At 66.5% G+C, this 24,343-nt stretch carries 22 protein-coding genes, 1 pseudogene and 1 riboswitch; of the genes and pseudogenes, 7 read left to right on the forward strand and 16 right to left on the reverse strand.

Translation table 11 applies throughout. The features are described from left to right. Window positions 1–327: 327 nt before the first annotated feature. The 4 genes and pseudogenes from arsB to AC5P9F_RS13650 form a co-directional block, all read right to left on the reverse strand. Window positions 328–1,359: an ACR3 family arsenite efflux transporter gene (gene arsB / locus AC5P9F_RS13635; protein ID WP_274849996.1), complete on the reverse strand. Its 1,032-nt coding sequence runs from the start codon at window positions 1,357–1,359 to the stop codon at window positions 328–330. 8 nt (window positions 1,360–1,367) lie between these two features. Then, window positions 1,368–1,871 (reverse strand): arsenate reductase ArsC, encoded by a 504-nt coding sequence (locus AC5P9F_RS13640; RefSeq protein ID WP_227832898.1) that lies wholly within the window; start codon window positions 1,869–1,871, stop codon window positions 1,368–1,370. 36 nt (window positions 1,872–1,907) lie between these two features. Continuing rightward, window positions 1,908–2,327, reverse strand: a pseudogene (locus AC5P9F_RS13645) (GNAT family N-acetyltransferase); the annotation flags it as partial. A 1-nt stretch (window position 2,328) separates the two neighbouring features. Beyond that, window positions 2,329–2,658 carry an ArsR/SmtB family transcription factor gene (locus AC5P9F_RS13650; protein WP_111189277.1) on the reverse strand — a complete coding sequence of 110 codons (330 nt, stop codon included), beginning with the start codon at window positions 2,656–2,658 and terminating at the stop codon, window positions 2,329–2,331. Window positions 2,659–2,675: 17 nt separating this feature from the next. Between AC5P9F_RS13650 and arsH the strand changes: the two genes are divergently transcribed. Continuing rightward, entirely contained in the window at window positions 2,676–3,404 is a 729-nt protein-coding gene (arsH, locus tag AC5P9F_RS13655) for an arsenical resistance protein ArsH (protein ID WP_274849997.1), read from the forward strand. Between the two features lie 34 nt (window positions 3,405–3,438). Here the strand turns inward: arsH and AC5P9F_RS13660 are convergent, their stop codons facing one another. The 3 genes from AC5P9F_RS13660 to AC5P9F_RS13670 form a co-directional block, all read right to left on the reverse strand. Beyond that, the gene (locus AC5P9F_RS13660; RefSeq protein ID WP_049402849.1) at window positions 3,439–4,131 is read right to left on the reverse strand and encodes a L,D-transpeptidase family protein; all 693 of its coding nucleotides are present in this window, start codon (window positions 4,129–4,131) and stop codon (window positions 3,439–3,441) included. Window positions 4,132–4,288: 157 nt separating this feature from the next. Continuing rightward, window positions 4,289–4,561, reverse strand: a complete 273-nt coding sequence (locus tag AC5P9F_RS13665; RefSeq protein ID WP_005407606.1) for a hypothetical protein — start codon at window positions 4,559–4,561, stop codon at window positions 4,289–4,291. A gap of 214 nt (window positions 4,562–4,775) precedes the next feature. Continuing rightward, on the reverse strand, window positions 4,776–5,726 hold the full coding sequence (locus AC5P9F_RS13670) for a DUF2268 domain-containing putative Zn-dependent protease (RefSeq protein WP_212561431.1): 951 nt from the start codon (window positions 5,724–5,726) through the stop codon (window positions 4,776–4,778). Window positions 5,727–5,932: 206 nt separating this feature from the next. On the opposite strand from AC5P9F_RS13670, the gene AC5P9F_RS13675 reads away from it, so the two are divergent. The 5 genes from AC5P9F_RS13675 to AC5P9F_RS13695 all read left to right on the forward strand — a co-directional run bounded on the left by AC5P9F_RS13675 (window position 5,933) and on the right by AC5P9F_RS13695 (window position 9,434). Beyond that, the gene (locus AC5P9F_RS13675) at window positions 5,933–6,508 is read left to right on the forward strand and encodes an OmpO family porin (protein WP_005411880.1); all 576 of its coding nucleotides are present in this window, start codon (window positions 5,933–5,935) and stop codon (window positions 6,506–6,508) included. Between the two features lie 123 nt (window positions 6,509–6,631). Further along, the gene (locus AC5P9F_RS13680; protein ID WP_329755562.1) at window positions 6,632–7,399 is read left to right on the forward strand and encodes a helix-turn-helix transcriptional regulator; all 768 of its coding nucleotides are present in this window, start codon (window positions 6,632–6,634) and stop codon (window positions 7,397–7,399) included. 67 nt (window positions 7,400–7,466) lie between these two features. Then, complete coding sequence (locus tag AC5P9F_RS13685; RefSeq protein ID WP_012478754.1) at window positions 7,467–7,835, forward strand: VOC family protein; 369 nt, start codon at window positions 7,467–7,469, stop codon at window positions 7,833–7,835. Between the two features lie 123 nt (window positions 7,836–7,958). Further along, entirely contained in the window at window positions 7,959–8,933 is a 975-nt protein-coding gene (locus AC5P9F_RS13690; RefSeq protein ID WP_012478755.1) for a Dyp-type peroxidase, read from the forward strand. 84 nt (window positions 8,934–9,017) lie between these two features. Continuing rightward, entirely contained in the window at window positions 9,018–9,434 is a 417-nt protein-coding gene (locus tag AC5P9F_RS13695) for an energy transducer TonB (protein WP_012478756.1), read from the forward strand. A gap of 104 nt (window positions 9,435–9,538) precedes the next feature. Here the strand turns inward: AC5P9F_RS13695 and pnuC are convergent, their stop codons facing one another. From pnuC to AC5P9F_RS13730, 7 genes are all read right to left on the reverse strand, one after another. After that, window positions 9,539–10,108, reverse strand: coding sequence for a nicotinamide riboside transporter PnuC (gene pnuC, locus AC5P9F_RS13700; protein WP_024956293.1), 570 nt, complete (start codon window positions 10,106–10,108; stop codon window positions 9,539–9,541). 8 nt (window positions 10,109–10,116) lie between these two features. Next, window positions 10,117–12,306, reverse strand: a complete 2,190-nt coding sequence (locus tag AC5P9F_RS13705) for a TonB-dependent receptor (RefSeq protein ID WP_012478758.1) — start codon at window positions 12,304–12,306, stop codon at window positions 10,117–10,119. Window positions 12,307–12,377: 71 nt separating this feature from the next. Beyond that, window positions 12,378–12,473, reverse strand: a riboswitch (TPP riboswitch). Window positions 12,474–12,596: 123 nt separating this feature from the next. Continuing rightward, window positions 12,597–13,721 (reverse strand): phosphotransferase enzyme family protein, encoded by a 1,125-nt coding sequence (locus tag AC5P9F_RS13710; protein WP_154329132.1) that lies wholly within the window; start codon window positions 13,719–13,721, stop codon window positions 12,597–12,599. 125 nt (window positions 13,722–13,846) lie between these two features. Next, window positions 13,847–14,254 carry a glycine zipper 2TM domain-containing protein gene (locus AC5P9F_RS13715; protein ID WP_060380664.1) on the reverse strand — a complete coding sequence of 136 codons (408 nt, stop codon included), beginning with the start codon at window positions 14,252–14,254 and terminating at the stop codon, window positions 13,847–13,849. A gap of 245 nt (window positions 14,255–14,499) precedes the next feature. Beyond that, a complete protein-coding gene (locus AC5P9F_RS13720) occupies window positions 14,500–16,491 on the reverse strand; it encodes an XVIPCD domain-containing protein (protein ID WP_495231988.1) in 1,992 nt (663 codons plus the stop codon). Between the two features lie 112 nt (window positions 16,492–16,603). After that, the gene (locus AC5P9F_RS13725) at window positions 16,604–17,374 is read right to left on the reverse strand and encodes a hypothetical protein (RefSeq protein ID WP_495231987.1); all 771 of its coding nucleotides are present in this window, start codon (window positions 17,372–17,374) and stop codon (window positions 16,604–16,606) included. Between the two features lie 378 nt (window positions 17,375–17,752). Further along, window positions 17,753–18,391: a response regulator gene (locus tag AC5P9F_RS13730; RefSeq protein WP_005407620.1), complete on the reverse strand. Its 639-nt coding sequence runs from the start codon at window positions 18,389–18,391 to the stop codon at window positions 17,753–17,755. A 75-nt stretch (window positions 18,392–18,466) separates the two neighbouring features. On the opposite strand from AC5P9F_RS13730, the gene AC5P9F_RS13735 reads away from it, so the two are divergent. Further along, on the forward strand, window positions 18,467–22,066 hold the full coding sequence (locus AC5P9F_RS13735) for an ATP-binding protein (RefSeq protein WP_274850008.1): 3,600 nt from the start codon (window positions 18,467–18,469) through the stop codon (window positions 22,064–22,066). Here AC5P9F_RS13735 and AC5P9F_RS13740 read toward each other — a convergent pair. Both AC5P9F_RS13740 and AC5P9F_RS13745 read right to left on the reverse strand, forming a co-directional pair. Continuing rightward, entirely contained in the window at window positions 22,060–22,461 is a 402-nt protein-coding gene (locus AC5P9F_RS13740; RefSeq protein ID WP_012478764.1) for a c-type cytochrome, read from the reverse strand. The two genes, AC5P9F_RS13735 and AC5P9F_RS13740, sit on opposite strands and share 7 nt — an antisense overlap. A gap of 65 nt (window positions 22,462–22,526) precedes the next feature. Beyond that, window positions 22,527–24,203 (reverse strand): electron transfer flavoprotein-ubiquinone oxidoreductase, encoded by a 1,677-nt coding sequence (locus AC5P9F_RS13745; RefSeq protein WP_043034974.1) that lies wholly within the window; start codon window positions 24,201–24,203, stop codon window positions 22,527–22,529. Between the last annotated feature and the right edge of the window lie 140 nt (window positions 24,204–24,343).

The following is a 24,343-nucleotide window of genomic DNA, read 5'->3' on the forward strand; positions in this document are numbered from 1 at the left end:
GAGGGGTGACGCCGGCGGGCAAGCGTTGTCAAACAAGCGCACGGGTTTTCGAAGCCCGGCCATCCTTTTTCGATGGCACGTCATCTGTACGCGTGCTGCTGCGCGGTGCCAATCAGAACAGTTGCATTCAACGCTTGATCAAAGACGCTTTTGGCATTTTTGCATGCTGTTAAGCCGTCGCAGACGCAGGCGCCGCAACGTCCGTAGCGGCATGAGGAATATGCGACATGGGTCGAAGTTGATGACGTGGCGTACGGGTACCCCACCAGGCCGATGACGACAGTGCGGGGCGAAGAACGCAAATCGACTTCGGCGCACTCCGGTGTGTCAGTGCTCTTCGCGTCTCTCGTACCAGGCTTGAGTACGGTTCACGATCCGCACCACAGACAACATGACCGGCACCTCGATCAGTACACCCACCACCGTCGCCAGCGCCGCCCCCGAATGCACGCCGAACAGTCCTACGGCTGTGGCTACCGCCAGTTCGAAGAAATTGCTGGCACCAATCAACGCCGAAGGGCCGGCCACGCAATGCGCCACGCCCAGGCGGCGGTTGAGCAGGTAGGCCAGGCCTGAAGTGAAGTAGACCTGGATCAGGATCGGCACCGCAATCAGTGCGATCACCAGCGGCTGCTCCACGATCTGTCGGCCCTGGAAGCCGAACAGCAGGACCAGTGTGAGCAGCAGCGCGCACAGCGAGACGGGCGCCAGCTTGCGAAGCACCCGCTGCAACGCCGCCTCGCCACGATGCAACAGGATCCAGTGCCGCAGCAACGCCGCCACCAGCACCGGCACCACGATGTAGAGGCCCACCGACAGCAGCAGCGTATCCCAGGGCACGGTGATCGCCGACAGGCCCAGCAGCAGTGCAACCACCGGCGCGTAGGCAACCACCATGATCGCGTCGTTCAACGCCACCTGGCTCAGGGTGAAGTTGGCATCACCGCGGCACAGGTTGCTCCAAACGAACACCATGGCGGTGCAGGGCGCGGCTGCCAGCAGGATCAACCCGGCGACGTAGCTGTCGATCTGCCCCGCCGGCAGCCAGTCGATGAAGGCATGGCGCAGGAACAGCCAGCCCAGCAGCGCCATCGAGAACGGCTTGACCGCCCAGTTGATGAACAGTGTTACCCCGATGCCCTTCCAGTGTTGCTGCAACTGGCGCATCGCGCGGAAGTCGACCTTCAGCAACATCGGGATGATCATCAGCCAGATCAGCGCGGCAACCGGCAGGTTGACCTTGGCCACTTCGGCGGAGGCCAGCACCGCGAAGGCACCGGGTAGGAAGTGGCCCAGCAGCGTGCCGACCGCAATGCAAAGCCCGACCCAGAGCGTCAGGTAGCGCTCGAACAGATTCATGGGGGTAGTCACGGCATGCGATCAGTCGGCTGCAGCTGTCCGATCCGATCCAGCGTGTGCTGCAGCGCGTCGCGGTCGGACCACAATGATTCGGGCAAGGCGAGCAATGTACGCAGGCGCGCTTTCACGATGGCATGGGCCAGCGCGAACGCCGCGGCTTTGTCGGCATCGCTGCCCGCCACGGCCGCTGGATCGGGCAGGCCCCAGTGGCTGCGGATGAAGTCACCGAACACCACCGGGCAGGCCTCCGCTGCGGCTGAGTCGCATACGGTGATGACCAGATTCATGGGCGCTGCATCCACGAACTCATCCCACGACTTGCTGCGCAGCCCTTCAATGGGCATTCCTTCGGCCTGCAACTGGGCCAGCGCGAATGGATTGACCTGACCGGTGGGCTGGCTGCCGGCACTGAAGGCGGTGAAGCGATCGCCGCCCCATGCACGCAGGGTGGCTTCGGCAAGCACGCTGCGGGCGCTGTTGCCGGTGCAGAGGAACAGGACATTGCGCTTCATGTGGCTTCCATGATCAGTGAGCGGCTTGGACATGCAAAGCGCGCTGGCCGGGCAGAGACGGGTGAACTCGGCAGAGCTGCGGATCGGCGCCGCAACGTGGGCGCGATCGCATCCGGCATAACCGTGCCGCGCTAACCACGGACCTGCCGACGTTGTCAGCAGCACCAGTTCCCTGACCTGCATGCGGCGGGCCATGTTTTCGGCCGCTGACAGCAGTGCGCGCCCAAGGCCGTTACTGCGCCGGTCATCGGACACCACCAGAGAGCGCAGCAGGGCCGAGGCGCCGAAGATCTGCAATCCAACGGCGCCCACGGGAACGCCATCGAGGTCTGCGACGAGAAACACCACCTCGCTGCTTTCCAGGTCGGCCACGGGCAACTGCCCCTGCTGCAGAAGGTCTCGGATGGAGTCCAGGTCGTCGCGCGTGCCGGCACGAATCACAGGGTCGGGTTTCATCTCAGCACCCGCATGCCGGTTCGCTCACCGCGCACCGCTCATCCGGGGAGCCCGCGCAGCAGTTGTGCGTCAGGTACTGGATCAAGCTGTTCATCGCATCGAAGTTGGCGCGGTAGCAGACGTGGCGGCCTTGGCTTTCGCTCTCCACCAGCCCGGCCTGCACCAGCTCCTTCAGGTGGAAGCTGAGCGTGGCTGGGGGCACCTGCAGGGCCGTGGCGATGTCGCCCGCCATGCGCCCTGCCGGGCCAGCCTCCACCAGCAGGCGGAAGGCAGCCAGGCGGGTGGCATGGCCGAGGGCGGTGAGGGCGGTGATTGCATTTAACGTTTCCATATTTCTAGAATAATCGAATGAATAAGCCAATCACAAGCCCTGACCTGCCCAATCTGGTGGAATCGTCATTGCCCCAGCCCAATCATCACCAGCTCGCCGCGGCAGATCTGGGGCCACCACGCATCCTCCTGCTCTACGGCTCGCTTCGGCCGCAGTCGTTCAGCCGCAAGCTGGCACTGGAAGCCGAGCGATTGCTGCGCCACCTGGGGTGCGAAACCCGCGTGTTCGATCCGCATGCGCTGCCCATGCTGGACAGCGTGGACATGAGCCACCCCGAAGTGCAGCGCTTGCGTGCTTGGTCGCAGTGGTCGGAAGGCCAGGTCTGGGTCAGCCCCGAGCGGCATGGCACGGTCACCGGCGTGTTCAAGAACCAGATCGACTGGTTGCCGCTGGAAGATGGCAGCGTGCGGCCCACGCAGGGCAGGACGCTGGCGCTGCTGCAGGTGAGTGGCGGCTCGCAGTCGTTCAATACGGTCAACACGTTGCGTGTGCTCGGCCGTTGGATGCGCATGCTGACCATCCCCAACCAGTCGTCAGTGGCCAAGGCCTGGCAGGAATTCGATGACGACGGCCGGATGAAACCCTCGCCGTACTACGATCGGGTGGTGGATGTGATGGAAGAGCTGGTGAAGTTCACGCTGCTGACGCGTGGCAGGACGGACTACCTGGTGGACCGTTACAGCGAGAGGAAGGGCGATGCGCATGCCGCTGCATTGGCGCGGGCGGCGGGCGCTGCGGCTTCCTGACTTCCGGTACGCAAACGCTTTCCACTACCCACTTCTACTTGCTTGCGCGCCGCGCGCCTTTCTCGTCTTCGTCCTTTGCATCGCCACGGCTCTGCGCGAACTCCGGGAACGTCTTCGCGATCGAATCCTTGTCCGGCAGGATGTAGAACACACCGCCCTTCTCGAACGTGGACTGCACGATCTGCTCGTAGAACGCGGGCGAGACGTTGATGCAGCCGTGGGTGACGCGGTTGTCGTCCGGCGTCGGCGTTGCCAGCCGTTGGGCGCGTTTCTCTTTCGGGGTGCCTGGCGGCAGCGGGTGCATCGAGACGGCGGAATCGTAGTCCACCCACAGCACGCGCCCGGCATCGTCGGAGGGGCCGTAGCCACCAATGAAGCGGCCGGCAGGGGTGGTGCGGTCATGGCCGGGAATCGCGCTCAGTGCGAGCTTGGCAACACCAGGGGCCGAGTGATCACCGATGGCCGAACCGAACAGCGCCGGTGCCGCGCCGCGCAGCTTACCGTCGCCGCCGAAGATCAGGACCTGCGCGGCGGCCTTGTCCATGATTGCGAACGGGTAGCCCTGGTTGTCCTTGCTGGCAACCACCCAGCCGGCCAGCTCGATCACTGTTTCGGACACGCTCTGGTCGGGTGGAAGTTCATCAACGGCAGCAATTCGCTGTTCAGGCGCTTCCTTGTCCTTGCCCTTGGCGCTGGCTGCGCCGCTGCACGCAACGGCCAGTGCCATCGCCAGTGCGGCATGGAGGACGCGGCGTGCAGGGGAGGAGGAGGTACGAATGGGACGGCTCCTTGCAATGCAATCCTGGGTGGAAGGATGCCAGTGGCCGGCGAAGGCCACTGGTTCCCGATACAGAGGTGGATCAATTCAAAGGATGAGGGAGCTATCAGCCGCGCGGCTTGCGACCGGCCGGTGCCCTTTCAAGCTGCTGTACGCGGCCTTCGATCTGGTCCAGACGCTGGTTGGCCTGCTGCGCCGACTGGTTGGCGGACTCGGCACTCTGGGCAGCGCCCTGCACCTTTACGTCGAGCTGATCGAGGCGCGAGTTGATGGTTGCGAACTCGTCCTTGTAGGTGGCGCAAGCGCCGAGGCTTACGGTGGCCACGATGGCGACGGTGATGGCGCGTGCTGCGTTGATGTGCTGCTTGGTCAGTTTCATTTCCAACTCCCTCCTTCGTCTGGGGAAGCTGGAATATAGCGGCGTTTGTTCCCGGCGCCAGCCCGTGCTTTCAGCTGGAATTTGAGTACGTGGATGGGCTGTGAAGGCCTGTAGATCAACAAACCTTAACAAGCGGGATCAAGCGAACTGATCTGCATCGGCGAAGCGCCTTGTGCCTGTTAAACGTTACCCATTCACCTGCATGAAGCCGGCATCACGGCATGCGCGTCTGCGTGCTTCCGCCTGCTCCGCACGCAGGTTGCCATCCACTTGCTTCCAGCAGCGCTGCAGCGTTCCCAGGCTGGACATCCAGCAGTTCGGCGACGCCGCTGCGCGTGTCGGCCGCGCGCGCAACATAGGCATGGGCGATGCGGTAGCCGATCCAGTAGCCGAGATCTCCGCGGCGCGCATCGTCGCCGGGACCGTTGTACAGCCACCTCGAAAGATCGGTACCCATGCTGTCCTGCAGGAACGCGCGCTCCAGCGCACACTCGCGACCCTGTGTCCAACGTTGCAGATGCGCGTTGGCCGGTTGCCCGGAGATCCGTTCGGCCACGTATTCGGCGCCCCCTTCCAGCAGGGTCTGATAGAGCAGGGTGGGCTGCTCGATGTCCACGCGTGCACCGGGCTGTTGCACGTGCACATACTCATGCGCGATCAGATGCACGAAGCGGTCACCTACGTCGGTCTGCATCCAGTCGGCGTTGCACAGTGCTTCCAGTCCGATGACCACACCTGCTTCGGTAGTCACGCCACCACTGTTGCCGCGGCCCACCAGTACGGTGACCGGGGGAAAGCGCGCAGACGGCAACAGGGCGCCAAGTCGATCGACGGCAGCGGCGACGCGCGTGCGGATCGATGGCAATGCGGTCGCGCAGGTTCTCGCTTTCGCAAACAATGCCGGCTTGTCCTGGATGGCCCTGGCCAGCCGCTCCATCGAGCCGATACGGCGGTCGGTGAAGCTGCGCAGGGCATCCGTACCCGCATCCAGATAGCCGTGTTGCAGATCATCGGCGCTTGGGCGCCCTTGGTTGGCGTCCAGCACCTTGAAGAAGCGCGTGACATCGTCTGTCTGTACGACGATGTGCCCGGTAGCAACGATGCGCTCAGCCGCCTGTGCCTGCGGCAGCGCAACCGGCGAGGCGATCAGGATCAGTGCCCGCATCAAGCATCGAGCGTGGTGCGCGTAAGAAGCCGACAGCGGTCCCATGCGGAGTTCCCTGAACGCCAGCCTTATTTATACACCAGTCAGTTCAATATTCAGGGTTGATTAGACCCCCTAACGGATAATTCACACCTGTCGACCGCCTCTTCTCTCTCCCCCTCCCGGGAGGCGGCCGACGAAACCAAAATAATTAAAGGTGTGTCCCGATGAACAAGAATTCGCTGCTTGCCCTGGGTCTTCTGGCTGCTCTGCCGTTCGCTGCATCGGCAACCGATGGCCTGTCGTACAACTACGTTGAAGGCGGCTACGTGAACACCGATGCCAAGGGCGGCGACGCCGACGGCTGGAAGGTGAAGGGTTCCGTGGCGGTGCACCCGAACTTCCACATCTTCGGCGACTACAGCGCGCAGGAGACCGACAAGTTCAAGAATGACGTCGACCAGTGGCGCATCGGCGCCGGCTACAACTACGGCATCGCACCGAACACCGACCTGGTGGCTCGCGTTGCGTACCAGAAGTTCGACATGAAGCATGGCCTGGACTTCAACGGCTACTCGACCGAAGTTGGCGTGCGCACCGCGTTCAACCCGTACGTGGAAGGCTACGTGATGGCCGGCTACGAGGACTACACCAAGAAGCACGGCATCAACCCGGACGGCGAGTTCTATGGCCGTGTCGGCGCCACCGCCAAGTTCAACCAGAACTGGGGCCTGAGTGGCGAAGTGAAGCTGGCCAAGGCCGGCGACCGCGAGTGGTTCGTGGGCCCGCGCTTCACCTGGTAACAAACGCCTGTCGTTAGTGCGTGTTGTGCTGGCGTGTGACTCTCTCTCTCTCCCACACGCCAACCGAAGCCCGGCCTCGCGCCGGGCTTCACTTTTATGGGCCCCGTGGCGCCACAATGCGGCATGGGCGACCCTTCCTCTCTTGCAGGCACCGGCACGACCTACCAGGAGCATCTGGCGCCTGCGCCGCTGCGCGGCCACTTTGGCCAGCTGTGGCAGAGCCAGCTTCCTGCCGATGCCGATGGACACATCACCGTATTGCCCGATGGCTGCGTGGATATCCTCTGGCGCGACGGTGCGCTGTTCGTCGTCGGCCCGGACCGCGTGGCCGCGCACCCGGCGCTGGCACCCGGTGCGCAGGTGCTGGGCGCACGCTTCCGTCCCGGCCAGGCATTGGCCGCGCTGGGCCTGCCCTTGGCCGGGATCATCGGCCAGGCCGTGCCACTGGCCGACCTGAAGGGCGCGTGGGTGAACAAGGCGGCGGCCTCCATTGGCGACACCGCGCCTGCACAGCGCCTGCAGCGAATGGCGCACTGCCTGCAACAGCACATGGGTGCGGCCGCGCTCGATACGCCGGCGCGGCGCGCCCATGTCCTGTTCCAGGCGCTCGCCGCGGGTAATGCCACGCTGGATACGCTGGCGGCGCATTTGGGCCTGAGCCCGCGCAGCCTGCGGCGTTTCAGCCAGTCGCAGTTCGGCTACGGCGCCAAGACGCTGGAGCGGATCCTGCGGCTGCAACGTTTCCTGCGCCACAGCCGTGCGCTGCCGCAGCACTCGCTGGCGATGCTGGCCGCTGATGCCGGCTATGCCGACCAGGCCCATCTCAGCCGCGAGGCGCGTGAACTGGCGGGCATGACCGCCAGCGAGCTGCGCCTGGAGTGGGGACAATGATGGCCGTTTTGTTCAAGACCACTGTGCTGCATTGATCGATGCTGGGCTCCCACCACGGAGCCTCGCCATGAATCCTGCCGCGCCCCACGATGCCGAACGCCGCATCGACAACATCGAATTCAACGTCGCCGACATTGCCCGTAGCAAGCGCTTCTACGGCGAGGTGTTCGGCTGGCATTTCACGGACTACGGCACGGCCTACACCGAGTTCGACGACGGCCGTCTGAAAGGTGGCTTCGTGGCCGACGCGCCGGTGCGTGCCCACGGGGGGCCGCTGGTGATCCTCTACTGCGCGGACCTGGCCGATGCGCAGCAACGCGTAGTGGCCGCCGGTGGCGAGGTAGTGCAGGCGGTGTTCGCCTTCCCGGGTGGTCGCCGCTTCCACTTCCGCGATCTGGATGGCTACGAACTGGCGGTCTGGAGTGATGTGGACTGAGGCCTTCGTAGCTTCGCCGGTGGACGGAACGAGAACCGCTCCGTCCCCGGTCAGGCGGTTCCGCTATGATCGCCCGCACATCGCCACACGCGATGCGTCCGCCTCAAGCCAGCAGGAACCGCCGTGAACTCCCAGCCCGCACCGATCACCGCCGTCAACCATACGCTCGACAACGAGCCGCAGCAGATCACCGCGCCACTGACCCATTCGGCGGCGTTTCTGGTGCTGAAGGTGAAGGATGACGAGGCGTCGATCGCCAAGGCACGCGAGGTGCTGGCCAGCACCGACGACCTGATCAAGAACACCGCCATCCGCGAGATCGAACGCACCTTCACCTGCAACGTGGCCATCGGCCACCGCGTGTGGCAGCCGCTGGTGGGCACCACGCCGCCGCGCGAGTTGCAGCCGTTCCGCGAGATCAAGGGCGCGACCCACACGGCCGTGTCCACGCCGGGCGACCTGCTGTACCACATCCGTGCACGCACGATGGATCTGATCGTGGCGTTCGAGCGCAACCTGCTGATGGCCTTTGGCGATGCGGTGGAGACGGTCGATGACGTGGCCGGCTTCCGCTATTTCGATGGCCGCGACCTGCTCGATTTCGTCGACGGCACCGCCAACCCGGAAGGGCTGTCACTGCCGGAAGCCACCATCGTGGGTGAAGAGGATCCGGAACATGCCGGCGGCAGTTACGTGGTGGTGCAGAAGTACCTGCACAACCTCGATGCCTGGCGCGCGCAGAAGACCGAGGCGCAGGAAGCAATCATCGGTCGTACCAAGCACGACAACATCGAGCTGGACGATGCGCCGGCCGATGCGCAGAAGTCGCACAAGACGCTGTGCACCATCGAGGATGCCGACGGCGAGCACGAGATCCTGCGCGACAACATGCCGTTCGCCAACCCGGGTCGCGGCGAGTACGGCACCTACTTCATCGGCTACACGCGCCGCCTGTGGGTGATCGAGAAGATGCTCGAGCGCATGTTCATCGGCAATCCCGCACCGCTGCACGACCGCATCCTCGACTTCTCCACCGCCACCACCGGCGTGACCTTCTTCGCGCCCTCGCGCAAGGTGCTGGCCGACCTGGGCGACTGATCGCGCCGAGTAGCAGCGGCCGCCATCTGCCTGTCATCTACCGCGCCGACCATCAGCCGTTGGATGAGAGCGCAGGGGCGGGCGATGGCGATGGCAAGGAACACAACCGGTGCACGCCGCTGGTGGCGGCCACTGGCCGCGTTGTTCGGTGCGCTGGCACTGGGGAGCGCCGGGGTGTCCGCGCAGGAAGCTCCTGCACACTGGATGGCCTATGCCGCCGCCGTGGGGGGGCAGCTGCAGCAGCGCCTGCAGCAGGAGCAGGACCCGCAGGCGCAGCGCGTGCTGGAATGGCTGCAGGCACATCCGGACGCGCCGACGCCGTTGCCGGTGAGCGTGTGGATCGCGGCGGATGGCCGCATTTCGAAGCTGGAATTCGACAGCCTGGGTGATACCCAGGTCGACGCCGCCCTGCGCGCGACCCTGCAGAGTGCACCCCTGCAGGCCGCGCCACCGGCCGACATGCGCCAGCCGCTGCGGCTGGGTTTGGTGCTTACCCAGTAGATCCACGCCATGCGTGGATGTTCTGGGTAGATGCCGACCTTGGTCGGCACGCACGCCAACCAAGGTTGGCGACTACCGGTAGCCCAGCCACGTATGGCGTGGCTCTACCGGGTTGCCACCTGTGGCTCGCGAGCGGCGGCGCTCCATGCGCGCAGGCCGAACACGGCCAGGCCGAGGAAGAACACGTACAGCGCGGCGGTCACGTGCAGCGACTTGAACAGGTACGCACCCACATAGACCACGTCCACTGCGATCCACACCCACCAGCAGGCCACGTGGCGGCGTGCCTGCCACCATTGCCCGACCAGGCTCAGACCGGTCAGCAGCGCATCCAACCACGGCAGGGCAGCGTCGGTGAAGCTGTGCATGGCCGCACCCAGCGCCACGCCACCGCACAGGCCGATGGACAGGTCGCGCAGCAGCGTGCCGCGCGCCAGCGGCACGATGCGGATGCTGCCCTCATCGGCGGCATGCTGTCGCCAGTTGAGCCAGCCATAGACCAGGAAACCACCGAAGGCGACCTGCAGCAGGGTGTCCGAGTACAGCTTGGCCTCGGCGAACACCAGGCCATACAGCGCCACCGACAGCAGGCCCACCGGCCACGCCGCCAGCCGGCGCCGGGCCATCAGCCAGACGCCGAGGATGCTGCACAGTGCGGCGGTCCACTCGAGCATCACGCCGCTCACAGCGCGAACGTCACCGACAGGCGGGCCTGTCGCGGTGCGCCGGGGAACAGGTAGTAGTCACCGCCGCTGCTGCCGGTATCGCGCCAGTAGAAGCGGTTGAACACGTTGTCCACCGACAGGTTCCAGGTCACTGCGCGCTCGCGCAGGCGATGCTGGAAACGCAGGCCAGCGTCGAACACTGAATAGTCGGGTGCGCGCACGCCACCGTCGGCGCGGGCCACGTTGGCACCGGCATAGCGCCAGCCGCCGGTCACGTCCAGGCCTTGCACGAACGGCAGCGCATAGGCCAGGTGCACGCTGGCGCGCACCTTCGGCACGTTCACCAGCTGATGGCCTTCATAGGCCGGCGTGCCGGTGTCGCGCGCGCGCGCCTGCAGCACGCTGGCGCTGGCCACGATCTGCAGCGCATCGGTCAGCTGGCCGTTGGCGGTCAGCTCCAGGCCGGTGTGGGTCTGCGTGCCTTCCTCGACGAAGGTGTAGCCGACGTCGCTGCTGTCGGGCTTGGCGTACTGGTACGGCTGCGAAATGCGGAACACGGCCGCGCCCAGGGTCAGCGCTTCGACCGGCACGTACTTCACGCCCACTTCCAGCTGCCGCGACTGCACCGACGGCAGGAAGGTGTCGGCGTTGCTGGTCCAGAACGGCGCTTCCTGGCCCAGCGAAATGCCGCGCACGTAGCTGGCATAGGCATTGAGCTGGTCGGTGGCCTTCCACACCACCGCAGTCTGCGGCAGGAAGCGCGACAGGCGGCTGTGCCGCTGCGGGGTGCCACGCTTGTCGTAGGCGCGCTCATCGAGGCGCACGAAGCGGCCACCGGCCAGCCACTGCCAGTCATCGCCGAAGCTGATCCGGTCCAGCGCGAAGAACGCGGTCTGGCGGCTGTCCAGGCGCTGTGCGGACGGTCCCGGCATCTTCGGCGACGGCGCGAATACCGGCACCGGTGCTTCGTGGATGTTGCTGGTGCCGACGTACTCGTTGACGCTCGGGCGCTTGTCCACGGTGCGCCGGAAGTAGTCGGCACCGACGGTCAGCTCATGGCCGACGCTGCCGGTCTCGAAGCGGCCACGCAGCTCGGCACGGGCCTGCTGGTTGCGACGGGTGTCGTCCGGGCTGCGGTAGTCGTAGACGTCATAGTCGCCGTTGGGCGCGAAGTAGTTGCCCGGCACGCTGCCATCGGCGCACAGCACGGCGTAGTAGCAGCCGTAGGCGAAGGCGACGTTGTCATCGATCACCGAACGGCTGTGGCCGACCGAGATGCGCGACTGCCAGGCCTCGTTGAAGTCGTAGGTATGCAGCGCGGTGATGTTGGTGCTGGCGATATCCACCGGGCGCTGCCACGGCTGGTAACCCAGCAGGTGTTCGCGGTCGACGCCACGCGGCAGGTCGCGTGCGCCCAGCAGTTGGTAGCCGGACACCGAACGCTGCGAGCTGGTCTGGTAATTGGCATCCACTTCCAGCTTGCCGCGCTCGCCAATGAGCCAGTCGGCGGCCAGCGAGTAGAAGTTGCGGCGACCGTCGGCGTGCTCGACATAGGAGTTGCTGGAATCCCATGCGGCATTCAGGCGCAGGCCGAAACGCGGGGTGATCCAGTGGCCGACATCGACGGCGACGTAGCGCGAGCCTTCCGAATCGGTACCGAGCGTGGCGGTGCGCACTTCGGCCGGGCGCTTGCCGATGTAGTTGATGATGCCGCCCGGCGCCATCACGCCTGCGGCCAGGCCGGCTTCGCCCTTGAGGATTTCAACCGACTGCACGTTCTCCAGCGCCAGGCGCTGTTCGCCGGCGATGGACAGGCCGTTGAAGCGGTAGCCGGTGGCGGCGTCCAGGGCAAAGCCACGGATGGCGACGTTCTGGTAGTAACCCACCGGCGCATACGCATCACCCAGCGAGGCATCGTTGCTGGCCAGCTCGGACAGCGAACGCACCTGGCGACGGTCCAGGTAATCGCGCTCAAGCACGTTCACCGAGGCCGGCGTGTCCTTCCAGCTGCCGCCACCGAAGGCGTTCACGCGTGAGGTATCGGCCTTCGGTTTGCCGGCCTGCACGCGTACCGCCGCCAGTTCGGTGGGCGAGCGCTCGGCGCCGGTGGCAGCCGCATCAGGGGACGCATCGGCCTCGCTGGCGTGCAGTGGCAGCGCAGCGCAGAGGGCGAGGGAGAGCAGGGTGGGGCGCAGGCAGCGGTTCATTCGGTTCGTCTTCGGACAACAAGGGAGACGAAGCGACGGCGCGCAGGTGCACAGGGCCCATGATGGGGGTGTGGCTGCGGCTCAAAGCTCCCTACGCCGGTGCAAACCGGATCAGGTTCCAAGGGACTCTCTCAGCCTGGCAGATCCAGGCACCCCCGCTTCAGGTGACCATTTCACTACAAATGGTACGGATTTGCGAGCCGGCGTCCTTCAGGCTGCGGGGTCCAGGCTGCGGGGTCAGATCCCTTTCCGCAGGAAAGGGATCTGACCCCAATGGTGCGCCAACCGGGTCACGCCGCCGCGTGCAGCGCCTGCAGCAGTGCCTGTCCCGGCGCGCTGTGGAACCACGCCGGATGCCCCAGCATGAAGGGCTGCCACGCGACGTCGGCATTGGCGGTCGAGCCGGTGACGCCTTCGAAGTACTCCACTTCGGACAGTGCGAAGTCGAAATGAACCATCGGCAGCAGGTCGGCCAGCAGGTGCACGCGTGCCGCCGACAGCGGCAGCACCTGGCGATAGCCGTCGAGCAGGGCCAGCGCGATATCGATGCGCACCGTCTCCATGCCGCGCTCCAGTTCCAGCCACGCCACCGCGTTGCGCTCGATCGCCGTGGCGAGGTCGAACAGCGCACTGGTGGGCGAGGCCAGGCCAAAATCCAGCACGGTACTGATCTGCCCATCGCGCCACAGCAGGTTGGAAACGTGCCAGTCGTTGTGCGCCCACAATCGTGGCTCATCGCGCAGGCGCTCGGCCAGGCCGGCATGCCACGGCAGCACGTCGCGCTGCAGCTGCGCTTCCCATGGAATGCGCGCGAGATAGCGGGCCAGCCCGGGACGCTCGTGCAGCCCTGCCTTGATGGCCGCGATCGGATCGTCGGCACGGATCAGATCGTCGCGCGCGACCAGCACATGGGTGCTGCGTTGGGGCGCGTGGTAGCTGGCGGCGGCCCGGTGCAGCTGCGCGAGTGTGCGCCCGGCTCCGCGGGCCTGCGCGACATCGGTCAGCAGCGACCACGACACGGCGTCGCGGTACAGGTCCTCGCCGACGCCGATCGCATGCAGCTCGAACGTCCATTCGCCATGTTCGGCCGCAGTGTGGCCATCGGCCGCTGGCAGCACCTGCACCACCGGTACGCCCGCTGCGGCGAGATGGGCGATGAAGTGGTGCTCTTCTTCCAGGCAGGCCGCACTGCGCACGCTGTGGTGATGGCGCTTGACGAACACCGCGCCGTTCGCGCCGTTGACGATGGCGGCAGCCGACAGCGGCCGCGGGCTGTGCCAGCGCGGTTCGCTGCCGATGTGCAGCTGCGGGTAGCGCTGGCGCAGCCACGCGATGTCCGCCGCGCTGATCGGTGGCCAGTCGGCAGCGACCTCGTCGTTGTTGAGGCCCTGCACGCGGTGGGAGGAAGAAGTCATGCCGCAGCCCCAGTGGGGAAAGTCACATCCAAGGCTGCGCATTCAACGCCATGCACGCGGCCAACGCAAACGGGCGGGTCATCGACCCGCCCGTCCGTGCATCGGCATGGAAGATGCCGCGCTGCTTACCAGCCGCGATGGCGACCGCGGTCGTGGTAGTAGCGGTTGTCGTAGTAGCGCTCGCGTTGCCAGCGACGGTCATCACCGCGGTCGTAGTAGCCGCTGCGGTAGTAGCCACGGTCGTAACGGCGATCGTAGCGGTCGTCGTAACGGTGATTGTCGTAGTAACGGCGGTCGCGGCGGTCGGAGGTGGTCAGGTTGCCGATCGCGCCGCCGGCCACGGCGCCGCCGACGGTGGCAGCCGGATCACCGTTGGAGAGCAGGTTGCCGGCCACGCCACCGACCACGGCGCCGACCAGGGTGCGCTTGTCCTTCCTCGACATCGCGCTGGCATCGCTGACCACGGCGATACCGGCCACCAGTGCCAGGGCCATCGCCAGACCACGGAAGCTGAGTGTGGAAGTACTGAGCATGTTCGTTCTCCTGTGAGGTGCATGCCACGCTGGGCAGGGAGGGCGCGGGCGCCCCGGCTGCCGTGGAGACCACGCTGGCGTTCCAACATTGCCGGAACATTGCCTGGTCCACCGTGCGGCTTGCGCATTCATCTAGCGGCAGGCGGCATGAAGCAAGGCTGAAAGCGGCCTCGGCCGCTCAGCTGGCAGAATGGGAAAAGGCCACGCGGACGTGGCCCTCCCTTCTCTGCCAAGGCGTTGCGGGCTTAGACGCCCATCGCCTTCTGTGCCTGCCGGGCCTGCTCCTGCTGGGCGTCCTGCTGCTGGTGCAGCACGTTAGGCGCGCCCTGCACGGCACCGCTGCTGAGCGCGATGCTCTGCTCGCTGGCGGCTCGGGCCTCCACCGCCACGCGGCTGGCCGCCGGGTCACCGATCGTGCCCTGCACGGCAAACAGGCGTTCACCGTTCGGGCTGGGCACCACCGTGTCGATGCGCTGCAGGCCGGCGGCATGCGCCTCCTTGGTCAGGGCCGCCGCGGCGCTTTCCAGCGCGTGGCGATCCTTGAAGGTGCCGGCCGGCAACAGTTCCAGACCCTTGCTGGCCTGGATGAAGAGCGGATTGCGCGGGTGCCGTTCGTCGTTCAGCAGCGGGCGCTCGCGGGCTTCCTTGATGGCCTCCAGCGTCTTCGCCCCGACAATGCCGTCGGCCACCAGGCCGTTGTCCTTCTGCAGCTGGCGCACCGCCGCGTCGGTGTTGCGGCCGAAGCGGCCATCCTCGACCAGCGGCTTGCCGTCGGCACCGACGTAGCCCAGGTGGCCCAGCTGTTCCTGCACTTTGCGCACGCCTTCGCTGTGCGCGCCCTGCTTGTACAGTTCGGCGTGCGGCGTGGCAGCGGCCTTGTGCTCGGCGGCAGGCTTGCCCTGGGTCTGCTCGTGCGACGGGGTGCGGTTTTCCAGCAGGTCGCGCGCCTTGGACAGCGGATCGGAGGCGTACAGCTTCCAGTTCGGGTGGTCCTTCACCTGCTTGAGGTAGTCCTCGACCGGCATGGTGTGCACGCCCTTGCTGCCGGAGGACTGGCTGATCAGCAGCTTGTCGGTGTTGGGGTCGCGCACCACCATCACGATGTGGTCGATGCCGTTCCAGTGCTCGTGGCGGGTCCTGGCCGTATCCAGACCGATGATCATGCCTTCCTTCAGCGCACCGGGCTTGAGGATCGCGTCGCGGTCAAGCAGCACGCCGGACTGGTCGAATGCCTTGCGCACGATGCCGCCGGAACCGAGGTTGCCCAGGTCGATGCGATCGGCCTTGCTGAAGACCGCATGCCCGGCCTTCTGGTTGATCTCGTCCATGGTGCGGTTCTGCAGCGTGCCGACCCAGCCGGAGCAGTCGATGTAACCCTGCTCCACGTTCTTGCCGGTCTTGCCCGGTACGTACAGCGCGTGACCCGGAATGTTGATGGCGTACTTCACGTGGTCGTACTTCACGCCGGCCTCGTAGGCGGCGTGCAGTTCGATGCCCGGCTTCGGCGCGGTAGCCGCCGCTGTGGTTGCCGCCAGCGTGGCTGCACCCGCCGCCACGGCTGCGCTGGCCTGTGCAGGCGCTGCCGGGGCCTGGCTTTGGCCCGGCGCCACTGTCTGCGGGGCGATGTTCTTTTCCGGAATGCTGATCGCCGCGTACTTGTGGATGTAGTAGCTGGAGAACGCCCGCGCCAGTTCGCCATCGTTCATGCCGCGCATCTCGGCCAGGGTGTGGCCGGTCAGCGCCTTCGCGTCGGAACCGATCTGGTTCAGCACGTTGCGGCGCATGTTGATCTCTTCGCCGTGGCCGTTGCGGACCACGCCGAAGGTGCCGGTGGCAATCGCGGTCTGCACCGAGCCATAGCCGGCGCTGCCCTGCTGGTGGGCCAGGTACAGGTCCAGGCCGGTCGGCGTACTGCCTCCGGACAGGTACGGGTGGCCGGTGCGCTCGTTGCGGCGTGCCATCGAGTCCAGGTTGTCCTGGTACATCTTTGCGGCCGCTTCGGTGTTGCGGGTCGGGTCGAACTCGTGGCCGGTCAGGTGGTACTGGCGCGCGGAGCCGGGCACGAACTGGAACAGGCCCTTGGCGCCGGACGAGGTGTTGTGGGCGCGCTCGTTGAAGGTGCCGCCGGTCTCGATGTGCGCGAAGCGCATGAAGTCATCGACCGGAAGGCCTTTCTGCCGGGCGACCTGCTCGACGATGTCCAGGACTTCCTTTCTGCTGTAGTCATGCTGTGCCATGACGTTTTCCTCGGGGTTGATGGAGCGGCGCATGCCGCGAATCGCCAACCGGACTCATCCGTGAGTCAAGAACATGTCGGTCAACAGGAAACCCGCGCGTGGGCGGGTGCTATCAGGGCGCGACGTACTGCTGGGTCGCGCTGTCGAAGGTGTAGTGCACGGCGTCGCCGGCACCCAGCGCACGGGTCTTGCCGGGGCCTTCGATGGTGGTGCCCTTGAAGGTCACGGTCAGTCGCGGCAGGCCGTTGCCGTCGGCAGCGAAGGCCAGTTCGCCATCGCGGTCGGTGCAGGGCATTACGTTGCCTTCGTCGCAGGCGGCGCTGTTGTCCTCGCCCGTACGCACCGAGCCGACATAGCGCCAGACCTTGCTGTCCACGTCGTCTTCGCTGCGCTTGGGGTTGAACAGCAGCAGTGCATAGCCGGTGCTGCTGATGCCGCGGTCGAAGCTGCTGGTCGGCACCGCCAGCAGCAGGCGACCGTCGGCGGTGCGATGTTCAAGCGGCTTGCGCCGGGTATCGACATCGTCGGCCTTGTCGTACGCGCCCAGCGCGCCGATGGTCCATTCCTGGCCGCGGAACTTCCATGGCTTCTTCGCGTCGGCGCCGGCCAGCACGAAAGTGGCCTCGGCGAGGTTGGCGCGATCATCCGGACCGGCCGGCGACTGCTCGCCCGGCTTGCCGTAGTGCTCGCGGGTATCCCAGGAGAAACCCGTGTAATACGTGGTGCCATCGAGGGTGAAGGTGTGGCCGAACCAGAAGGTCGCCACGCTGCCGTTCTGGACCTCGTAGGAGGTCGCGCCATCACCGTCCACCTGGTAGGTGAAATACATCACGGTCGGCGCGTCGGGCGGGGTGACGGCGGTGTCGGGAGAGGTGTTCTGCATCGGGGCAACATCCTGTCGGGGCGCATCGGCAGCCTGCACGGGGGCGCCAGGCTGGGAGGACGAGGGGGCCGGATCGGCGGCGCTGCAGGCCGCAGCGGAAAGAGAGACGAGCAGGCACGCCGCGAATGCGCGCAGGGGCCGCAACGGCAGGGTCCAACATGGCTCGGGGGGGTGATGCATGCGCCTCTCCATGGTCAGCGTTGCCGGGCCAGACGGCCGGCAGGAAACCGCACCCCATCCACCTGGGACGGGAGCGAGGACATGAGCCGGTCGATTCCTTCGACCTCGCATTGAAAACCCATGCCGGGTCATCTTGGCACAGAACGGCGGCCGGTCAAAGAGGGCGGTGACAGATGCCCTTACAGTGTGATCTGGTTCTCAGATCTTGCCGTCGCGCAGGTAGTCGAACAATTCGGCGTCGCCCTTCAGGCCCAGTTTGAGCATGGCGTCGCCTTTCTGCCGGCTGATGGTGCTGACGCTCTTGTGCAGCTGCAGCGAGATCTCCTTCACCGTCATGCCGGTGCCGAGCAGCCGCAGCACTTCCACCTCGCGTGGCGACAACGGCTTGCCGTCGCCCTCGCGCATGCGCCAGCTGCCCGCAGCCTCGACCCGCTCACGCAGGCTCCGGCTGATGTAGGGCTGGCCCCGATAGACCGCCTGGATGGCCTGCGGCAGTTCGTCCATCGACGAGCTCTTGTCGACCAGGCCGAGCACGCCGCTGTCGAGCACCATGCGCAGGATCGCCAGGTTGTTGGAGACGCTGAGCATCAGCACCGGCAGGTCGGGGAAGCGGCGGCGGATCATGCCGATCATGGCGAAGCCGTCGGCCTGTGGGCTGCCCGGCATGGAATAGTCGGTCACCAGCAGGTCGCAGGGTTGGCTGCCGAGCAGGGCCATCAGCGCCTGCGCGCTGTCAGCCTCGCCGACCACGCGGCCGACCCCGCTCGATTCGATGACGGCGCGGGTACCGATACGGACCACAGGGTGGTCGTCTGCGATGATGATGCGCAAGCTCATTGCTCTAGTATGGCCACCGGGCAAGCCGGGCCGCGACCATCGCGGCCCTGTCAGGATTCTAGGAGATCGACGCCGATGCGTAGCTGGGCTGTTCGCGGGCTGGTCCTGCTGCTGGCCGTGCTGGTGCTGCCCGTGGCGCTGGCACAGGCAGTGCCCGGGCTGTTGCCGCTCAGTCCCCTGCAGCGCGAGTACCTCGCCGCCCATCCAAGCATCGTCGTGGGCCAGTATGACAGCGGCTGGCCGCCGTTCGAGTCCCTCCGTGATGGCCAGCAGGTTGGCCTGGGGCCGGATTATCTGTCGCTTCTCGCCCGTCAGCTGGGTGTGAAGGTCGAGGCGAGGCGTTATTCCGACTGGACATCCGTGCTGGATGCGGCCTGTCGTGGCGAGATCGACGTGGTAATGAATGTCGGTCTCAGTGCCGACCGCACCCGGTGCATGGTCTATACCGCTGCCTATGGCGAGGCGCCGTTGGCGCTGGTGGGGAGGCCGGGCGATCTGCGTGCTTCGAACATGCCCGACCTGGACGGATTGCGGGTGGTCATCGAGCAGGATTTCCTGACCGGACCGCAGGTGCGGGCACGTTTCCCGCGTGCGGTGCAGCTTGTCGCAAACAGCTCATTGGCTGCGCTGCAGATGGTCAGAGACGACAAAGCTGATGTCTACATAGGCAATGCCTACGTTGCCACCGAACTGATCGTACGCCAGCACCTGCAGGGTGTCGTCCTGCTGCGTCCGAGCGACCTGCCTCCCGAACGGATGCACTTCGGCGTTCCCAACAGCAAGCAACCGCTGGCCGAAGCGCTGGACCTGGCGCTGGCCGCGACCAGCCAGGCCCAGCGCGATGCACTGGCACAACGCTGGCTGCCCCTGCCGCAGTGGTCGGCATCGGCGCAGCTGGCGCTCAGCCAGGCCGAGAAGCGGGTTCTGCAACAGCCGTTGAAGATCGGCTTCGCGCCAAACGCCGCCCCACTGTCGTTCGCCGACGAGGATGGCAGGCCCAGCGGCCTGGCCAGCGAGTACCTGGCGCGGCTGATGCAGGCCGGTGCCAACCTGCAGGCGCAGAACAGCCATGACTGGTACGAGGTGCGCGAGAAGGCGCGCCGCGGCGAGCTGCAGGCGGTGATGGGCATTCCGGTCGATTCGCACTATCTGGGCCCGGACTGGGTGTACAGCCAACCCTTCATCAGCGTGCCGAACGTGATCGTCAGCCGCCACGACAGCCCGGCGCTGCTGGGCCTGTCCGACCTCCAGGACAAGCGCGTACTGCTGTCGGATCCGGAGCGCGTACGCGGTTACGTGCTGCAGCAGGCGCCGCAGGCCAGGATCGTCGCCGCGCGCAGCGCCGAACAGGCCATGCAACGCCTGATCGATGGCGAGGCCGACGCCTACGTGGGCAATCTGGCCCTGGTCGACCACCTGCTGCGCACGCGTTTCCCGGGGCGCCTGCAGGTTGCCGCGCCCGCGGGCTTCAACGACCAGCTGGCACTGGCCGTGGAGCGCCGGCATGCGGCGCTCGCCACGACCTTCGATCGCTTGCTGCTGCAGATGACGCCACGCGAGCGCGAAGCGCTGCGCGGCGACTGGCTGGCGGTGGAGTACCACAACGGCATCGACTGGCGAAGCACGCTGCGCTGGGGTGTACCGCTGCTGCTGGTGCTGCTGACCGCGCTGCTGGTGCATGGCATCGGCTACTGGCGCCTGCGCCGCGAGGTGGCCGGGCGCCGCCAGCTGGAGCAGCGCCTGGCCGAAGTGACCGACAACCTGCCTGCCGTGGTCTACCAGGCCCGTCGCGAGGTTGATGGCACGCTCCGCTTCCCGTTCATTGCCGGTGACCTCCAGGCGCTGTTCGGGATCACCCGACAGCAGGCTGAGCAGGACGCCACGATGTTGCTGGAGCGCGTCGAAGAGGACGATCGCGCGCGCATCCTGCAGGCGGTCGAACAGGCCGCGCACCAGTTCGCACCGCTCATGCTGGAATTCCGCCTGCGGGGCAATGGAGCAGGCCCGCGTTGGGTGCGCACCCAGGCGCAACCCTATGCCGCCGAAGCCGGTGTGGTGACCTGGAGTGGCTACTGGGTGGATGCCAGCGAGGCTCGTGCACAAGCGGATGCCCTGACCGCAGCCAAGGCCGAGGCCGAGCAGGCGGCCGAGGCGAAATCCCGCTTCCTGGCCACCATGAGCCATGAGATCCGCACGCCGATGAGTGGCGTGCTGGGGATGCTGGAAGTGCTGGCGCACTCACCGCTGGATGCAGAACAGAAACGCATCCTTGGCGTGATCGAGGATTCGGCGCAGATGCTCCGGCAGATCCTTGACGACATCCTTGACTACTCGCGGCTGGAGGCCAACGCATTGCGGCTGGAGCCGGTACCGCAGCCGCTGCGGCCGTTGCTGGAAAGCGTGTGCCGGTTGTTGTCGGCGCAGGCCAGTGCACGTGGGCTGGACCTGCACGTGCAGATTGATCCGCAGCTGGCAGCCGCGCACGAAGTGGATGGCGTGCGCCTGCGCCAGATCGTGTTCAACCTGCTCAGCAACGCCATCAAGTTCACCGTGCGCGGCGAAGTGCGGCTGCAGCTGGAAGTGCTGGGGCCGACCGCCGAAGACGGCAGCCAGCCGCTGTGCCTGAGCGTCACCGATACCGGCATCGGCATCGCACCGGAACAGCTGCAGCACCTGTTTGCGCCGTTTGCCCAGGCCGGTGCGTACATCCAGCGCGACCATGGTGGAACCGGCCTGGGCCTGAGCATCTGCCAGCGCTTGGTGCAGATGATGGACGGCGAGCTGGAACTGCACAGCACGCTGGGCGAGGGCACCCGCGCCGAGGTGCGGCTGTCGCTGGTGGAAGCCGGCAGCAGTGATGTTGAAGCGCTGGTCGCCGAGCAGGAACAGGCGGCGCTGCTGCCGCCGGCGCTGCGCCAGGCACGCGTGCTGGTGATCGAAGATCATCCGACCAACCAGGCGATGATGGCCTGGCGGCTGCAGCAGCTGGGTGTACCGCATGTGCTGGTCGGCGATGGCCAGCAGGGGCTGGATCGCCTGGCATCGGAGCACTTTGATCTGGTCATTACCGATTGCCGGATGCCGGTACTGGATGGTTTCGCCTTCACCCGCCTGCTGCGCGAACGCGAAGGCCGCAACGGCCAGCCGCGGCTGACCGTACTGGCGCTGACCGCCAGCGTGCTGGACGACGATGCACGTCGTTGCCGTGAAGCCGGGATGGATGAGGTGCTGGCCAAGCCATTGTCATTGGCGACACTGCGCGCGGCACTGCTGCGCTGGTTGCCGCAGGCGCAGGGGCAACGGTTCGAGGAGCCGCTGGCCGAGTCCGCTGCCGTCGATGACAGGACGCTGCCCGATCTGGACAGCCTGCAGCGGCGCTTCGGCTCACGCGCGGTCGCCGAGCAGTTGCGCGACAGCCTGCTGCAGGCCAGTGCAGGTGACCTGGCCGCTGTGCAGCGCGCGCTGGAGGCCGGCGACCGTGAGGCTGCCGCGCTGCACCTGCATCGCCAGGCCGGTGGCTTGGGCGCGGTGGGAGCGACGGTGCTGGCTGCGCAGGCCAATGCCCTGGTCGAGCGCCTGCAGGATGCGGCCGAGACCGATCCGGTGCCGTTGTTCACCGCGGTGGCGGCATTCGTGGCGCGGCTGCAACAGCAGTTGCAGCGCCTGGCTCACTGAGCCGACTGCTGCTGCAGGTAGGCGATCACCAGCGCACGGCGTTCGGCGCTGGGGAAGGCGTTGTACATGCGTGTGCCCGGTACAACATGGGTGGGTGACTGCAGGAACGCATCCAGGGTCTGCGCGGACCAGGTGATGTCGGCGCGGCGCATGCCGTCGGAATAGCCGTAGTCGGGCAGGCTGCCGGCGCGACGGCCGATCACGCCGTGCAGGTTCGGGCCGAAGCGGTGGATGCCGCCAGGCTGCACGGTGTGGCAGCCGGCACACAACTCGAACGCGCGTTGCATGGCCTGCTGCTGCGCCTGTTCCGGCGGGGCGGGCGCTGCAGGCGGGCGCTGGCAGGCCGTGGCGGCCAGGGCCACGGCAACAGCGATGAGCAGGAATGATGCACGCATGGGCGGGCAGGATAGCGGTGTGTGGCAAGCGACGGGCTGCGACGCTCGGTCGCAGCCTGTGGCGTTCACATGCCCGAGTAGTTCGGGCCGCCGCCGCCCTGCGGGGTCACCCACACGATGTTCTGGCTGGGGTCCTTGATGTCGCAGGTCTTGCAGTGCACGCAGTTCTGCGCGTTGATCTGCAGGCGCGCGCTGTCGGCTTCGCCGACGAACTCGTACACGCCGGCCGGGCAGTAGCGCGCTTCCGGGCCTGCGTACTCGGCCAGGTTCACCTTCACCGGAATGCTCGGGTCCTTCAGCGTCAGGTGGCTGGGCTGGTTCTCGTCGTGGTTGGTGCTGCTCAGGAACACCGAGCTGAGCCGGTCGAAGGTCAGCACGCCATCCGGCTTCGGGTAGGCGATGCGGGTGTGCTTGGCGGCCGGTTCCAGGCAGGCGTGGTCGGGCTGGGTGCGGTGCAGGGTCCACGGCGGGTTGCGCACGCCCAGCTTGGGAAGCAGCCACTGCTCCACGCCGGTCATCAGCGTGGCCACGGTCTGGCCCTTCTTGAACCACTGCTTGAAGTTCTTGGCCTGCTGCAGTTCGGTGAACAGCCAGCTGGCTTCGAACGCCGTCGGGTAGGCACTCAGTTCATCGTGCTGGCGGTCGGCGGCCAGTGCATCGAACGCGGCGTCGGCGCACAGCATGCCGGTCTTGATCGCGGCGTGGCTGCCCTTGATGCGGCTGGCGTTGAGGTAGCCGGCCTCGCAGCCGACCAGCGCGCCACCGGGGAACACCGTCTTCGGCAGCGACAACAGGCCACCGGCGGTGATCGCACGCGCGCCGTAACCGATGCGGGTGCCACCCTCCAGGTGCTTGCGGATGGACGGATGGGTCTTGAAACGCTGGAACTCTTCAAACGGGCTCAGCCACGGGTTCCTGTAGTCCAGGCCGACCACGTAGCCGATGGCGACCTTGCCGCCGTCGGCGTGGTACAGGAACGCGCCGCCGTAGGTGTCGCTGTCCAGCGGCCAGCCAGCAGCATGCACCACCAGGCCCGGCTCATGCTTGGCCGGGTCGATCTGCCACAGTTCCTTGATGCCGATGCCGTAGGCCTGCGGGTCCTTGCCTTCGTCAAGTTTGTAGCGAGCGATCAGCTGGCGGCCCAGGTGGCCGCGTGCGCCTTCGGCGAAGATTGTGTACCTGGCGTGCAGCGCCATGCCGCGCTCGAAGGCCGGGCCGATGCTGCCGTCCTTCTCGATGCCCATGTCGCCGGTCGCCACGCCGATCACTTCACCGTTGTCGCCATACAGCACTTCGGCGGCGGCGAAGCCCGGGAAGATCGCCACTTCCAGCGCCTCGGCCTGCTGCGCCAGCCAGCGGGTCACTTCGCCCAGGCTGATGATGTAGTTGCCTTCGTTGTGGAAGCACTCCGGCAGCAGCGCGTTGGGCGTGCTGCGTGCGCCGGTTTCGCTGAGGAACAGGAATTCGTCGCGGGTGACCTTCTGCTTCAGCGGTGCGCCACGCTCGGCCCAGTCCGGGAACAGTTCGGTCAGCGCGCGCGGATCCATCACCGCGCCGGACAGCACGTGCGCGCCTGGTTCGGACCCCTTCTCCAGCACGCACACCGACAACTCGCGGCCGGCTTCGATCGCGCGCTGGCGCAGGCGGATCGCGGTGGCCAGGCCGGCGGGGCCGGCGCCGACGATCACCACGTCGAATTCCATTACTTCACGCGGGGGCAGGGCGTTGGCTTCAGCGCTCATCGATTGCATGACTCGTGGGTAGGGCCGGCATCGGGGCCACCGGCGGTGCCTGGGAATCGCGCGTGCAGCCACGGGCGAAACGGTTGTTTGAATGTGTCAGGGTACCGGGACGCGCGTGATCGAGCTAGATCGCCGATGTT

The sequence above is a fragment of the Stenotrophomonas sp. YJH_SMC_4 genome, assembly GCF_059371575.1.